14 protein-coding genes are annotated in these 12,869 nt (G+C 60.2%); 6 read left to right on the top strand and 8 right to left on the bottom strand.

What is annotated here, in order from left to right; genetic code table 11:
• Positions 1-14: 14 nt before the first annotated feature.
• The 3 genes from AB8B33_RS00070 to AB8B33_RS00060 all read right to left on the bottom strand — a co-directional run bounded on the left by AB8B33_RS00070 (position 15) and on the right by AB8B33_RS00060 (position 1,566).
• Positions 15-743 carry a carbon-nitrogen hydrolase family protein gene (locus AB8B33_RS00070; RefSeq protein ID WP_113323558.1) on the bottom strand — a complete coding sequence of 243 codons (729 nt, stop codon included), beginning with the start codon at positions 741-743 and terminating at the stop codon, positions 15-17.
• 92 nt (positions 744-835) lie between these two features.
• The gene (locus AB8B33_RS00065; protein ID WP_007814896.1) at positions 836-1,093 is read right to left on the bottom strand and encodes a DUF1150 family protein; all 258 of its coding nucleotides are present in this window, start codon (positions 1,091-1,093) and stop codon (positions 836-838) included.
• A gap of 47 nt (positions 1,094-1,140) precedes the next feature.
• Positions 1,141-1,566 (bottom strand): Hsp20 family protein, encoded by a 426-nt coding sequence (locus AB8B33_RS00060; protein ID WP_037100862.1) that lies wholly within the window; start codon positions 1,564-1,566, stop codon positions 1,141-1,143.
• A gap of 282 nt (positions 1,567-1,848) precedes the next feature.
• Between AB8B33_RS00060 and AB8B33_RS00055 the strand changes: the two genes are divergently transcribed.
• Positions 1,849-2,793 (top strand): nucleoside hydrolase, encoded by a 945-nt coding sequence (locus tag AB8B33_RS00055; RefSeq protein WP_113323557.1) that lies wholly within the window; start codon positions 1,849-1,851, stop codon positions 2,791-2,793.
• Between the two features lie 71 nt (positions 2,794-2,864).
• Here AB8B33_RS00055 and grpE read toward each other — a convergent pair whose 3' ends face one another.
• Both grpE and hrcA read right to left on the bottom strand, forming a co-directional pair.
• Entirely contained in the window at positions 2,865-3,500 is a 636-nt protein-coding gene (grpE, locus tag AB8B33_RS00050) for a nucleotide exchange factor GrpE (RefSeq protein ID WP_113323556.1), read from the bottom strand.
• 111 nt (positions 3,501-3,611) lie between these two features.
• Positions 3,612-4,700: a heat-inducible transcriptional repressor HrcA gene (gene hrcA, locus AB8B33_RS00045; protein WP_037070837.1), complete on the bottom strand. Its 1,089-nt coding sequence runs from the start codon at positions 4,698-4,700 to the stop codon at positions 3,612-3,614.
• Between the two features lie 178 nt (positions 4,701-4,878).
• Here hrcA and rph point away from each other — a divergent pair, with 178 nt between their 5' ends.
• The 4 genes from rph to hemW all read left to right on the top strand — a co-directional run bounded on the left by rph (position 4,879) and on the right by hemW (position 7,949).
• Positions 4,879-5,595 carry a ribonuclease PH gene (rph, locus tag AB8B33_RS00040; protein WP_113323597.1) on the top strand — a complete coding sequence of 239 codons (717 nt, stop codon included), beginning with the start codon at positions 4,879-4,881 and terminating at the stop codon, positions 5,593-5,595.
• A 71-nt stretch (positions 5,596-5,666) separates the two neighbouring features.
• Positions 5,667-6,083, top strand: coding sequence for a VOC family protein (locus tag AB8B33_RS00035; protein ID WP_113323555.1), 417 nt, complete (start codon positions 5,667-5,669; stop codon positions 6,081-6,083).
• Positions 6,084-6,092: 9 nt separating this feature from the next.
• The gene (gene rdgB, locus AB8B33_RS00030) at positions 6,093-6,737 is read left to right on the top strand and encodes an RdgB/HAM1 family non-canonical purine NTP pyrophosphatase (RefSeq protein ID WP_113323554.1); all 645 of its coding nucleotides are present in this window, start codon (positions 6,093-6,095) and stop codon (positions 6,735-6,737) included.
• Between the two features lie 15 nt (positions 6,738-6,752).
• Positions 6,753-7,949, top strand: coding sequence for a radical SAM family heme chaperone HemW (hemW, locus tag AB8B33_RS00025; protein ID WP_439013930.1), 1,197 nt, complete (start codon positions 6,753-6,755; stop codon positions 7,947-7,949).
• Between the two features lie 105 nt (positions 7,950-8,054).
• Here hemW and AB8B33_RS00020 read toward each other — a convergent pair whose 3' ends face one another.
• The gene (locus tag AB8B33_RS00020) at positions 8,055-8,975 is read right to left on the bottom strand and encodes a DMT family transporter (RefSeq protein ID WP_439013929.1); all 921 of its coding nucleotides are present in this window, start codon (positions 8,973-8,975) and stop codon (positions 8,055-8,057) included.
• A gap of 141 nt (positions 8,976-9,116) precedes the next feature.
• On the opposite strand from AB8B33_RS00020, the gene gcvA reads away from it, so the two are divergent.
• Positions 9,117-10,001, top strand: coding sequence for a transcriptional regulator GcvA (gcvA, locus tag AB8B33_RS00015; RefSeq protein WP_439013928.1), 885 nt, complete (start codon positions 9,117-9,119; stop codon positions 9,999-10,001).
• A gap of 98 nt (positions 10,002-10,099) precedes the next feature.
• Here gcvA and AB8B33_RS00010 read toward each other — a convergent pair whose 3' ends face one another.
• Together AB8B33_RS00010 and dnaA are read right to left on the bottom strand one after the other, a co-directional pair.
• Positions 10,100-11,182: a saccharopine dehydrogenase C-terminal domain-containing protein gene (locus tag AB8B33_RS00010; RefSeq protein ID WP_113182158.1), complete on the bottom strand. Its 1,083-nt coding sequence runs from the start codon at positions 11,180-11,182 to the stop codon at positions 10,100-10,102.
• Positions 11,183-11,315: 133 nt separating this feature from the next.
• A partial coding sequence (dnaA, locus tag AB8B33_RS00005) for a chromosomal replication initiator protein DnaA (RefSeq protein WP_113324749.1) occupies positions 11,316-12,869 on the bottom strand: 1,554 nt, incomplete at its 5' end.

The raw sequence follows: 12,869 nt of genomic DNA, 5'->3' as shown, positions 1-12,869 counted from the left end.
CTAGGTGTGAGCTTTCAGGGCAGATCAGCCATCACGACATCCTCGACGCCTTCGACGGCTTGGCCGATGACGGAGCCGTCGGGCGCGATGATGGCTGTGCAGCCATAGCCGAACCACCGGTCTGGGCCTTCGTCGACTGCGCCTACGGCGTCGCAACACATGTACCAGCGCTTCGTCCGCCGCGCGCAGGAGCGCATATGCTCCAGTGATTCCTCGCGCCAGATCTCGGCCTTGAGAGGCCGCAGTACCATATTGATCGGGCAGCAGATCAGATCCGCGCCCTGTGCAACGAGCCTGTCAGCGGCATCGGGATAGTTGGTGTCGTTACAGATATTGATGCCGAAGGTGCGGCCGGCGCGGCTCCAGACAGGGAAGTCCGTTCCCGGAGCACAGCCGCTCTCGATGGGGTAAGCCTTGGCATAGGTGCCACGCAGCACGCCGGCTTCGATCACGACAGCACTGTTGAAGACCGCTTCGCCACGGCGTTCGAAACAGCCTATGACGGCGGTTGCCCTTGTCGGCGCGAGCTTTTCCAGAATTGAACGAAATGCAGGGCTGTCAAGCGAGAGCGCCCGTCGTTCAACGCGATGCTGCCGGTAGCTATGTCCCTGAAGGTAGGATTCCGAAAAAAGAGCGAGATCGACACCATGTGCATCGGCCCAGAGCAGGTCGCTCAATATGACTTCGGCCGCGGCCTCCGTGTCGTCGAAAATGGGAAAACGCTGGAAGGCGGCTATACGCATGGGCAAGGGACTAGCATGAGTCCCTCGCATCGCCCATTATCATTCTTCACACATGCATTCTGACGGTCGGCCTTGCGGCAGTCCGGTCGTGATCAATGCAGGCTGACTGTCTTCAGCTCGTCTTCGGCAGCCTTGAAGAAGGTGCTGGAGCGGTTATCCGTCAGCAGGATCGGTGTACCATCAGCGCCGAACAATGCCCAGAGATCAACGCTTGGATCGATATCCGGCGCCTCGGGGAAGCACTTGGCAACCTCTTCATTGCGTATTTTGCGGATATAGGCGACCTCGCCATTGCCGATGCCGGCAAGTTCGGACTTGGTCAGACGCGACGTAGCTTCTTTCATCAACATTCCTGTTCCTCCGAGAGAAGGGACCAACGGTTCAACAAACCGTTGTGCTACTGTGAAACCGAAATGTTAATTTTCTTGACCATGCGCGCCGGTTCCGGGCGAATTAGATCCACCGAGAGCAGACCGTTCTTGAGGCTTGCGCCTAAGACCTGCATGCCATCCGCGAGAACGAAAGTCCGCTGGAACTGTCTCGCCGCAATGCCACGATAGAGATAATCGCGCTCGCCCTGATCGATCTGCCGGCCACGGATCAGAAGCTGGTTTTCCTCGGTCGACACATCGAGCTCTTCTTCGCTGAAACCGGCGACGGCAAGCGTAATGCGAAGCCGCTCAGGCGCGTCGTGGCCTGCGGCGATGCGTTCGATATTATAGGGTGGATAACCATCGCTCGCCTTGGAAATCCGCTCGAGCGTCTTTTCCATGGCATCAAAGCCCAGAAGCAGCGGGCTGGCGAAAGGGGTGATACGGCTCATATTCCAAAGTCCTTGATGCAAGCGACCTCTCCGGACCTCAACACGCAGCATCCGGGTACCGCTAATATGGGAACGACAGTTGCTCGCTGCAAGGCGTGATGGCCGCCGGCCAGGCCTCCCGCATTTTAAGGTAAAGCTTCGTAGGACCGCTTCCTTGACAAAGGACGCAGTGCCCCGCATCAAAACATGCCCCGGTGCACTGTGTTGATTTGCGACGGGAGCGTGAAGACAATGAAAAGGTGCATGCTAGAGCGACACGCACCAGAGGATGGAACTACCCGGATGGCAGAACCGAGAAAAATCATTATCGACACCGATCCCGGCCAGGACGATGCTGCCGCGATCATGCTGGCCTTCGGCAGTCCGGGAGAGCTTGATGTCCTGGGCATCACCACTGTCGCCGGTAACGTGCCGCTGTCTCTGACAAGCCGCAATGCGCGCATCATCTGCGAGCTTTGCGAGCGGACCGATATCAAGGTCTTTGCCGGCGCCGACCGGCCGATAACCCGCAAGCTCGTCACCGCCGAGCACGTGCATGGCAAGACAGGTCTCGACGGCCCTACCCTTCCAGAGCCGACGATGCCGCTGCAGGCGGAGCATTCCGTCGACTTCATCATCGAAACGCTGCGACGCGAGCCGGAAGGCACAGTTACGCTCTGCACGCTCGGACCGCTGACCAATATCGGCCTGGCCTTCCAGAAGGCGCCCGACATCGTGCCGCGTATCCGCGAACTTGTCATGATGGGCGGCGGCTTCTTTGAAGGCGGCAACATCACGCCGGCTGCTGAATTCAACATCTATGTCGATCCGGAAGCCGCCGATATCGTGTTCCGCTCGGGCGTGCCCGTCGTCATGATGCCGCTCGACGTGACGCATCAGCTTCTGACCCGCAAGGACCGCGTCAAGCGCATGGCCGAAATCGGCACAGCGCCCGCCAAGGCGATGGTGGAGATGCTGGAATTCTTCGAGCGCTTCGACATAGAAAAATATGGCTCGGATGGCGGCCCGCTTCACGACCCGACGACGGTCGCTTACCTTCTGAAGCCTGAGCTCTTCAAGGGCCGGGACTGCAATGTCGAGATCGAGGTAGCGTCGGAGCTGACCGTCGGCATGACCGTTGTCGACTGGTGGCATGTGACCGAGCGCAAGCGCAATGCGAAGGTCATGCGCTTCGTCGATGCCGACGGCTTTTTCGATCTGCTGATCGAGCGCTTTGCGCGGATATGATCCGCCAAGATTAGACAGGAGCCAGAAAGGCCGCTCGCGCGGCCTTTCTTAATTGTCAGACGTCCTTTGTCTTAGGCGTCCTTCTCGTCCAGAACCGAGTTGGCCTCGGCTTCCACGAGTTTCGGACCACCCTTGGCGACGCCGACCATGGCCGGGCGCAGCACGCGCTCACCGATGGAGAAACCGGCCTGTACGACCTGCACGACCGTATTGTTCGGCACTTCGGTGTTCGGCACTTCGAACATCGCCTGATGGAAGTTCGGATCGAACTTCTGGCCGACCGGCTCCAGCTTGCGAACGCCGTGGCGCTCGAGAGCCGAGAGCATGGAACGCTCGGTCATCTCGACACCCTCGATCAGCGTCGTCAGGCCAGCGTCGGCAGCAGCCTTGACCTCGGGCGGAATGGCGTCGATCGCACGGCGCAGATTGTCCGAGACGGCCAGCATGTCGCGGGCGAAGCCTGCGACGGAATAGGACTTGGCGTCCTTGACCTCGCGCTCTGTACGGCGTCGCAGATTATCCATTTCAGCGGCAAGCCGCAGATAGCGGTCGCGCAATTCGGTATTCTCGGCCTTCAGAAGCTCAAGCGCATCCGGTTCGCCTGCAGCTGCTTCCTTCACGGCTTCATTCTCGACGTTTGCGGCGGCGTCGGCTGTGGCTTCCGCCGCAGCCGCGTCAGGTCCGTTCTTCGTCGTTTCATCAGTCATGACGGTCTCCGGTTCGTGTATTCTCAGATGCGCCCGATATCGATGTTTGGCCGGAAAAAATCAAGTCTGCGTGACGAAGAAGCTAAAATTCCGCCGGTTTCGCGCAAGGGATCAGAGAGATCCGCGCGAAAGGCGCGACACGAGCTGGGCCGTATAGTCCACCATCGGCACGATGCGGGAATAATTGAGCCGCGTAGGACCGATCACGCCCACCGCGCCGACGATGCGGTCGTCGTCATCACGATAGGGCGCCACAATGAGCGAGGAGCCGGAAAGCGAGAAGAGCTTGTTTTCCGAACCGATGAAAATGCGCACACCCGGCCCGCTTTCGGCAAGGTTCAGGAGTTCGATCAAGCTGTCCTTTTTCTCGAGGTCATCGAAGAGCAGGCGCAGCCGGTCGAGGTCTTCCGCCCCACCTACGCCTTCCAGCAGGTTTGCGCGGCCGCGGATGATGAGCTGTGCCGGCTTGGTCTCGTCCGAGCTACCGGCCCATACGGCGATGCCGCGCTCCACGAGATCCCGCGACAGCGCATCGAGCTCGTGGCGAACTTCATCTTTCAGCCGGCTCAATTGCAGGCGCAATTCCGGCAGCGTCTGGCCGGTCATGTGCGCGTTGAGAAAATTGGCGGCTTCGGTGAGCTGCGAGGAGGTAACGCCCGCAGGCAGTTCGATGATGCGGTTTTCTATCTGATCATGATCGCCGACAAGCACGGCCAGCGCCTTGGTAGGCTCCAGGCGGATGAACTCGACATGTTTCAGAACCGGGTCGCTCTTGGACGTAATGACGAGGCCGGCGCCGCGCGAAATGCCCGAGAGCATGCGGCTTGCCTCGTTCATCATCGATTCCACCGGATTGTCGCGGCTTCCGGCCCGGACCTGGCGGTCGATGCTGGCACGCTCCTCGACGGAGAGATCGCCGACCTGCATGAAGGCATCGACGAAGAAGCGCAGGCCGATCTGGGTCGGCAGGCGGCCGGCGCTGACATGCGGAGAATAGATAAGCCCGAGCTCTTCCAGATCGCTCATGACATTGCGAACGGAGGCAGGCGACAGAGACATGGGCAGAAGACGCGAAAGATTGCGGGAGCCCAAGGGCTCGCCATGCTCCAGGTAGCCTTCGACGATGCGCCGGAAAATTTCCTTCGACCGTTCATCCAGCGCAGCCACGGCATCCGAAATTGATGTCGACCTGTAGCTCATGAACTTTTCGCACCCGCACTGAATGATGTCAGGGAAATATAGCCATTCTGTCCCCCGTGGCAAAAGGGAATTTGCAAATGCACGCAGCCAATCGTAGAAGCGGGCGACGATACAATGCATGCATGACATTGCCCGAGAAGCGCTTACGCTTTTCGGCATCATGTTTCAGGAGAAGAGAATGCGGCCTTCAGGCAGAAAAACAGACCAGATGCGCAAGGTCTCCTTCGAGCGCAATTTTTCCAAGCATGCGGAAGGTTCCTGCCTGGTAAAGTTCGGCGACACACACGTGCTCTGCACGGCAAGCCTCGAAGACAAGACCCCGCCGTGGCTGCGCAACACCGGCAAGGGCTGGGTCACCGCCGAATATGGCATGCTGCCGCGCGCAACCGGCGAACGCATGAAGCGCGAAGCTGCTGCCGGCAAGCAGGGCGGCCGCACGCAGGAAATCCAGCGCCTCATCGGCCGCTCGCTGCGTGCCGTGGTCGATCTGACCGCGCTCGGCGAACGCCAGATCACGCTCGACTGCGATGTCATCCAGGCGGATGGCGGCACGCGCACGGCCTCGATCACCGGCGGCTGGATTGCGCTGTACGACTGCCTGCGCTGGATGGAAACCCGCAACATGATCAAGGCCGACCGCGTGCTGAAGGATCATGTCGCGGCGATCTCCTGCGGTATCTTCGCCAATCAGCCGGTGATCGACCTCGACTATCTCGAGGATTCCTCGGCCGAGACCGATGCCAATTTCGTCATGACGGGCGCCGGCGGCATTGTGGAGATTCAAGGCACGGCAGAAGGCACGCCTTTCACCGAGGAAGAATTCTCCTCGCTGATGGGCCTTGCCAAAGCAGGCATTGCCGACCTGGTAGACCTGCAGAAGCAGGCGATCGCCTGAGGCCTTTCAAGCCTCGCTAGTGAATTTCCTTGTCCCTGCTCCCGGGGGCAAGGCCGGACAAGGGGCGGGCAATGGCGCAACCCATCGAAGGCATTCTTGAGACCGCGCTCTACGCAACCGATCTTGATGCGGCCGAAGGCTTCTACGGAACTGTGCTGGGCCTTGAGAAGATCGCACGTTCGGGCAACCGCCATGTATTTTTCCGCTGCGGACCGGGCGTGCTCCTGATCTTCAACCCGGAGGAAACGGTGAAGCCACCGGCACCTGACAGCCTGCAGGTTCCGCCACATGGCACCATCGGAAAAGGCCACGCCTGCTTCAGGGTTTCGGGAGATAATCTCGATGCGATGGCGGAGAAGCTGAAAGCTGCCGGCATCGGCATCGAATCCGAGGTTCACTGGCCGCAGGGCGGCCGATCGATTTATTTCCGCGATCCTGATGGCAATAGCCTGGAATGCGCGGAGGCGAAAATCTGGGGCATGGGATAAGGATACTTTATGCGTAAGCTTGAAACCAAGACTATTGTCGTCGCCAGCCATAATCAGGGCAAGATCCGCGAAATCCAGGATCTGATCGGGCCGCTTGGCTTCACCGCCAAATCGGCTGCCGAGCTCAATTTCATCGAGCCCAAGGAAACAGGGACGACCTTCGAGGAAAATGCCACGATCAAGGCAATCGCCTCGGCCAAGGCCTCCGGCATGCCCGCGCTTTCTGACGATTCCGGACTCGTCGTCGATGCCCTCGGCGGTGATCCCGGCGTCTACACGGCCGACTGGGCGGAGACAGGCAACGGCCCCCGTGATTTCAACATGGCCATGGAAAAGGTCGAGAAGGCACTGGAAAAGGCAGGTGCCACGAAGCCGGAGCAGCGCACCGCGCGTTTCGTCAGCGTGCTCTGCCTTGCCTGGCCGGATGGCCACACGGAGCTTTTCCGCGGCGAAGTGGAAGGCACCGTTGCCTGGCCGCCGCGTGGAACGCAGGGTTTCGGCTATGATCCGGTCTTCCAGCCAGAAGGCTATGATGTGACCTTCGGCGAGATGAGTGCGGAGGAAAAGCATGGCTGGAATATCGGCAAGCCGCAGGCGCTGTCGCACCGCGCTCGCGCCTTCAAGCTCTTTGTCGAAACCTGCCTGGAAGCATAAGGCCAAGCTTAGAACATGATCGATTCGCCTGCGCTGATGTCCGACACAAAGCTTCTGCCTGATACCGGCGAACCCGGTTTCGGGATCTATGTGCATTGGCCTTTTTGTGCGGCGAAGTGTCCCTATTGCGATTTCAACAGCCATGTCCGCCATCAGCCGGTCGATCAGGAGCGCTACGTCGCAGCTTTCCTAAAGGAGATCGCCACGGCCCGCCAGATGAGCGGGCCGAAGACGGTGACCAGCGTATTCCTCGGCGGCGGCACGCCCTCGTTGATGAAGCCGGAAACGGTCGACGCGATCATGAACGGCATTTCTCGACACTGGCATGTGCCCGACGGTATCGAGATCACGATGGAAGCCAACCCCTCGAGCGTTGAGGCCGAACGCTTCCGCGGCTATCGCGCAGCCGGAGTCAACCGCGTCTCGCTCGGTGTGCAGGCGCTGAACGATCGCGATCTCAAATTCCTCGGACGACTGCATGACGTTGCCGACGCGCTGAAGGCGATCAGGCTGGCGCGCGACATCTTCCCGCGCATGTCCTTCGATCTGATCTATGCCAGGCCGAACCAGACGGTTGAGGAATGGGAGAGCGAGCTGAAAGAAGCGATCTCCTATGCAGTCGATCACCTTTCGCTCTACCAGCTTACCATCGAGGAAGGCACGCCCTTCTACGGCCTCCACAAGGCCGGAAAGCTGATCGTGCCCGATGGGGACCAGTCCGCCGCACTCTATGAGGCCACGCAGGAAATCACCGAGCGTGAAGGATTGCCGGCCTATGAGGTATCCAACCATGCCCGGCCCGGCGCCGAGAGCCGCCACAACCTCACCTACTGGCGCTATGGCGATTATGCCGGCATTGGCCCCGGCGCACATGGGCGCCTGACGCGCGGGCCAGAAAAGATCGCGACCGCTACGGAGCGCAAGCCGGAAACCTGGCTGGACCTCGTCGAAAGCGACGGGCACGGTATCATCGAGCAAGAGCGCCTCGGTTTCGACGAGCAGGCCGATGAATTGCTGCTGATGGGACTGCGCCTGAAGGAAGGCGTCGATCTTGCCCGCTGGCAGCAGCTTTCCGGCCGCGATCTCGATCCGAAGCGCGAAGAATTTTTACTGGAACACGGCTTCATCGAGCGGATCGGTAATTCCCGCCTGCGCTGTACGCCGGCAGGCATGCTGATCCTTGATTCCGTCGTCGCGGACCTCGCCTGCTAGAGCATTCCCCTTATTCTTCGAAACAGGAATGCTCTATCTCTTTGTTTTTACACAATTCCGGGCGAAAAACCGCCGCGCACTTTTGCTGGAATTCTCTAAGCCGCGTCAAGCAGCGCGCCTCTTTCTGAAATTGACGAGCTTTCCATCGATCGCCGCAAGGCCGACCGCGATCAAGGCCATGCCGATCAGATGCTTGAACTGCAGTTGCTCGCCGAGTGCTGCAGCGCCAAGCAGGATCGCGCTGACGGGGATCAGAAAGGTCACAAGCATCAGATTCGTAGCGCCCGCCGTCGCCAGGATGCGGAAGAAGAGCACATAGGCCACGGCAGTCGAGAGGATCGCAAGGCCTGATAGCGCCAGCCAACTTTCGGCGGAGGGCATGGCGAGCGTCCAGGGCTGGTCAACAATCAGCGCGATCGGCAGCATCAGCACGGTGGAAGCAGTCACCTGCCCGGCTGCCGGAATGAGTGGCGCAAGGCCCATCCGGCGGAACCGCCGTCCCCAGATGCCAGCCAGCGAATAGGAGAAGGCCGCACCGAGAACCGCGAGCTGGGCAAGCACGTTCGAGCCGAGATCCTTCAAGGCGTCAAAACCGATCATGTAGGCCACGCCGGCAAACCCGACGATCACGCCGAAGAGACGGTTTGCCGTCAGCTTTTCATCCGCCGTCAGCACATGGGCAACGACCACGGCAAAGAGCGGTGTCGTGGCGTTGAGGATCGAGGCGAGACCGCTCGCAATATGTGTCTGGCCCCAGACGATCAGGCAGAAGGGAATCATATTGTTCAGAAGTCCCATGCCGAAGAAAGCGATCCAGCTCTGCCTGTCGCGCGGCATGGTGTGGCCCATGGCGCGCACGATCAGATTGAGTGCGATAGCGGCAAGCAGCACGCGCCCGGTCACGATGGTGAAAGGTGGCAGCGCCTTTACGAGAATGCCGTTGAAGAAGAAGGAGCCGCCCCAGAGAAGCGACAGCACGATCAGCATGGCCCATTCTGCAGCTCCCATGGACTTCTGAATGGACATGAAAATCTCCTTTGTCGAGTTTTGCTAAAGTGTAATTTCCAGCTCACCTGTGTGAATTTGCCAGACATATCGGTTTTTATTAGTATCCCCTGCACCTGACAAACGAGCATTTCTGCTTGCATGATTGAGCTGAGCTAAAGCATGATTGATCCTCTGCCCTCACTATCGGCCCTGCGCGCCTTTGAGGCGGCGGCGCGTCATCTGAGCATGACGCAGGCGGCGCACGAGTTGCACGTCACGCCAGGCGCCGTCAGCCTGCAGATCCGCGACCTCGAAGCCTCGCTTGGCGTGTCGCTGTTCGAGCGGCGAACCCGGCAGATTCTGCTGACGGCGGAAGGCCGGGACTATTTCGCGACACTGCGCACCGCCTTCCAACTCGTACGCGAGGCGACGGCATCGCTGACCGCACGGCGGCGCGGCAATGCGCTGGCGCTCACCTGTACGGCAGGTTTTGCAACGCACTGGCTACTGCCACGGCTTCAGCGGTTCGAGGACATGCATCCTGATATCGATGTGCGCATCAGCGCCTCCCATCGCATGTTCGATTTCGAGCGTGACGGGATCGATCTCGCCATCCGCCACGGGCTTGGCGGCTACGAGGGATTGATCAGCGAGCGGCTGGTGGATGACGAACTGGTGCCGATCTGCACGCCGGCGCTTGCGGCGGCCCTTGGCGCCGATCCTTCGCCCGATCTGCTCGCAGGATATCAGCTCATCCATGACGTCTACCGCCGCGACTGGCAGCTCTGGCTGGCCGCAGCGGGCGCCACCAAGGTGGATGCCTCCCGTGGCCCGATCTTCAGTGATGGCAACGGCGCCTTCGAGGCGATGAAATCAGGTTTCGGCGTGGCGCTGATGCGCCGTTCCTTCATCGAGAAGGAACTTGCCGAAGGCCGGCTCGTCGCTCCGTTTCCGCTGGGGCTGACAAGCAAACTTGCCTACCATCTCGTCTATCCGGGCACAGCGCTGGAACGGCCGGCGGTCGCGGCCTTCCGGCGCTGGCTGCTTTCGGAGGCTAAAACTTAGAGCCTTCCCGTTTTTCTTCGAAATACGGAAAGGCTCTATCTTTTTGTTCTAACGCAATTCCGGACGCAAAACCGCTGCACACTTTTGCTGGAATTGCTCTAATCCCTGCTCGTAGCACCCGCCTTGAACAGGCTGCCCGTCGGTGTCTTCAAGAACATGTCCAGTGGAATGTGCTCCTGATGCAGGAAGCCATTGGCGGGCAGCAGGCCGTCGCGGACCATTTCGATGACAGCAACCACCGAGGCAGACGTCGTCCAGGCGATTGCCGTACGCCGAGCGCCGGCAATCTCGATCGGATAATAGGCGCGGACAAACTCCTTCCGGCGCAAGGAGCCGTTGATCGTGCCTTCGGCCGCGACATGCACATAGACGACATCATCATCGACCGGCGGCTTGGCGTTGGTCAGGATTTCGCCGGCGAGCTGGCGTTTGTCACGCATCAGAAGCTCATGGAAGAAGAAATTCATCAGCTCCATGTGGCCGGGATAACGCATCGTCTTGTAATCGAGATTATCGACCTTGCCGAGCATGGTGTCGCACATGGTGCCGAGGCCGCCCGAGGTCGTAAAGGCCTCCAGCTTGACGCCGCCGACATAGATCGTTTCGTGCCATTCCATCGGCGAGACGAGCTTACGAACCCCGCCCTCGATGACCTCGCAATCGTTCAGATATTCATTGACCACACCTTCCGGCGACCAGTTGAAGGCATAGCCCAGAAGCCCGGTCGGATGCTGTGGCAGAGCGCCGACGCGCATGCGGATCGAGCGGCAGCGGTCAAAACCATCGGCAAGGCTTGCACCGACGATGCCGACGAAGCCAGGCGCCAAACCGCATTGCGGCGCCATCAGCCCGCGGGCGGTCTTGGAAAGCTCGATGATGAAATTGGTGGTCGGCACATCCTCGGTCAGATCGAAATAATGGATGCCGGCGAGATGGGCCGCCCGCGCCAACTCGATATTCAAATGATAGGGCAGGCAGGACAGCACGGCCTCGACGCTCGACAGCAGCTCGCCGATGACAGAGGTATCCGTGATATCGCCGGCCCGGCATTTGAAGGGCAGGTCGCCCACGGGCAGTTGTGCATCGACGCCGATGACCTCGAAGCCGCCCTCATGCAAAAGCGTCGCCGCCAGCCGTCCGACCTTGCCGAGGCCGATCACGGCAATCCGTTCAAAACTCATTGATGTCCTCCCGAACGCCGACGTTCTTCACCGGCGCATTTTTCTCACGTGGGGGCTGTATAGAATAAAAAGCTTATAAAAGAAAACAGCCGGGATTGCTCCCGGCTGCTGAAACGCGGTGGATGTGCACTGCTTATTCGTTGATGAGGCGCTTCAAAAGCTCGATCTCATGCGACAGCTTCGTGTCTCCCGAGATCAGTTCCTCGATCTTGCGCACGGCGTGCAGAACCGTTGTGTGATCGCGTCCGCCGAAGCGGCGGCCGATCTCCGGAAAGGAGCGCGGCGTCAGCGTCTTCGACAGATACATGGCGATCTGGCGCGGCTTGACGATGACGCGCGTGCGGCGGTTCGAGACCAGTTCCTGACGCGAGACATTGTAGTGACGCGCGACGATACGCTGGATATCCTCGATACGCACACGACGCGGCTCGCCGGAACCGACGAGATGGGCCAGCAGCTCATCCACGCGCTCGATCGAGAGGTTCGGCTCGAAGGAGCGGCGGAAGACCAACTGGTTGAAAGCGCCTTCCAGTTCGCGACCGCTTGCCGTGATGTTGCGGGCCACATGCTGCATCAGCTCGGCCGGGATCTCCAGTGACGGATCTTCCAAGCGGGCAGCAGCAAGGCGGCGCTTCAAGATTTCGAGACGCATCTCATAGTCGGGACCATCGAGTTCGATCGCAACGCCGCCCTGCAGACGCGAACGGACGCGCGGATCGAGCGATTCCAGTTCCCACGGCGCTCGGTCGGCCGCGACGACGACCTGCTTGGCGCTGTCGAGCAGCATGTTCAGCAGGTGGCAGAATTCGTGCTGGATCATCTTGCCCTGCAGGAACTGCATGTCGTCGATGATCAGAAGGTCGATGTTGCGCAGCGAGTCCTTCAGCGTCAGCGCGTCATTGTCGCGGATCGCTGTCGCGAAACGCCACATGAAATATTCGGCCGTCAGATAGACGACGCGCAGGCCACGCGGGTTCTGCACCGCGGCATTGGCGATCGCCTGCAGCAGATGGGTCTTGCCGAGGCCGACGGTCGCATGGACGAAGAGCGGGTTGAAGCGCACGGCGCCCTGACCTGCTTCCGCAATGGTCTTTGCGGCGGCGAGCGCCACGCGGTTGGAGCTGCCCTCAACGAAAGTGTCGAAGGTGAAGCGGGAATCCAGCGGCGAGCCAAAGAGCGGCGAACCGACACTTGCCGGGCGCGCCGCAGCGGCGGCCGAAACAGCCTGCTGGACGATCTGCCCCGCCGGCTGGGCAGATGCCGGGCGGCGAAGCTGGGTGGGCTGGGTGACCGGCTCGACGGAGACTGCATCGTCCAGCGCCTTCGTGCCGGCGCGCGTTGCCGTGCGCACAAGGATCTCGACTTTCAGGATTTCGGGGTCTTCAGCCTGGAACAGGCCGACAATGAGATCGAGATACCGGTTGTTGATCCACGACTTCAGAAAGGTCGTGGGAACGGTGAGACGGACGACACTCTTGGAAACCGAATGAAGCTTGAGCCGTGCAAACCAACTTGCATAGACGTCAGGACCGACTTGTGCCTTCAGACGCGCGCTGACGCGTTCGAAGAGAACACCATGCTTCATCTCGCCCTTTTCTTCCGTTGCGCTCAGGTGAATGGAACCGAAAGACTGCTGTGCAGCTTCCCCGTTATCCAGTGCACCCGTCGTCATCGAATTCATCTGCAT

It is taken from the genome of Rhizobium sp. 768_B6_N1_8 (assembly GCF_051811225.1).
In the GTDB taxonomy this organism is placed as follows: domain Bacteria; phylum Pseudomonadota; class Alphaproteobacteria; order Rhizobiales; family Rhizobiaceae; genus Rhizobium.
This window is presented reverse-complemented; position numbering and strand designations above follow the sequence as displayed.

Excerpts from the sequence above, each read along its gene's own strand:
- AB8B33_RS00070 (WP_113323558.1), bottom strand. The coding sequence starts at position 743 with ATGCGTATAGCCGCCTTCCAGCGTTTTCCCATTTTCGACGACACGGAG.
- AB8B33_RS00065 (WP_007814896.1), bottom strand. The coding sequence starts at position 1,093 with ATGTTGATGAAAGAAGCTACGTCGCGTCTGACCAAGTCCGAACTTGCC.
- AB8B33_RS00060 (WP_037100862.1), bottom strand. The coding sequence starts at position 1,566 with ATGAGCCGTATCACCCCTTTCGCCAGCCCGCTGCTTCTGGGCTTTGAT.
- AB8B33_RS00055 (WP_113323557.1), top strand. The coding sequence starts at position 1,849 with ATGGCAGAACCGAGAAAAATCATTATCGACACCGATCCCGGCCAGGAC.
- grpE (WP_113323556.1), bottom strand. The coding sequence starts at position 3,500 with ATGACTGATGAAACGACGAAGAACGGACCTGACGCGGCTGCGGCGGAA.
- hrcA (WP_037070837.1), bottom strand. The coding sequence starts at position 4,700 with ATGAGCTACAGGTCGACATCAATTTCGGATGCCGTGGCTGCGCTGGAT.
- rph (WP_113323597.1), top strand. The coding sequence starts at position 4,879 with ATGCGGCCTTCAGGCAGAAAAACAGACCAGATGCGCAAGGTCTCCTTC.
- AB8B33_RS00035 (WP_113323555.1), top strand. The coding sequence starts at position 5,667 with ATGGCGCAACCCATCGAAGGCATTCTTGAGACCGCGCTCTACGCAACC.
- rdgB (WP_113323554.1), top strand. The coding sequence starts at position 6,093 with ATGCGTAAGCTTGAAACCAAGACTATTGTCGTCGCCAGCCATAATCAG.
- hemW (WP_439013930.1), top strand. The coding sequence starts at position 6,753 with ATGATCGATTCGCCTGCGCTGATGTCCGACACAAAGCTTCTGCCTGAT.
- AB8B33_RS00020 (WP_439013929.1), bottom strand. The coding sequence starts at position 8,975 with ATGTCCATTCAGAAGTCCATGGGAGCTGCAGAATGGGCCATGCTGATC.
- gcvA (WP_439013928.1), top strand. The coding sequence starts at position 9,117 with ATGATTGATCCTCTGCCCTCACTATCGGCCCTGCGCGCCTTTGAGGCG.
- AB8B33_RS00010 (WP_113182158.1), bottom strand. The coding sequence starts at position 11,182 with ATGAGTTTTGAACGGATTGCCGTGATCGGCCTCGGCAAGGTCGGACGG.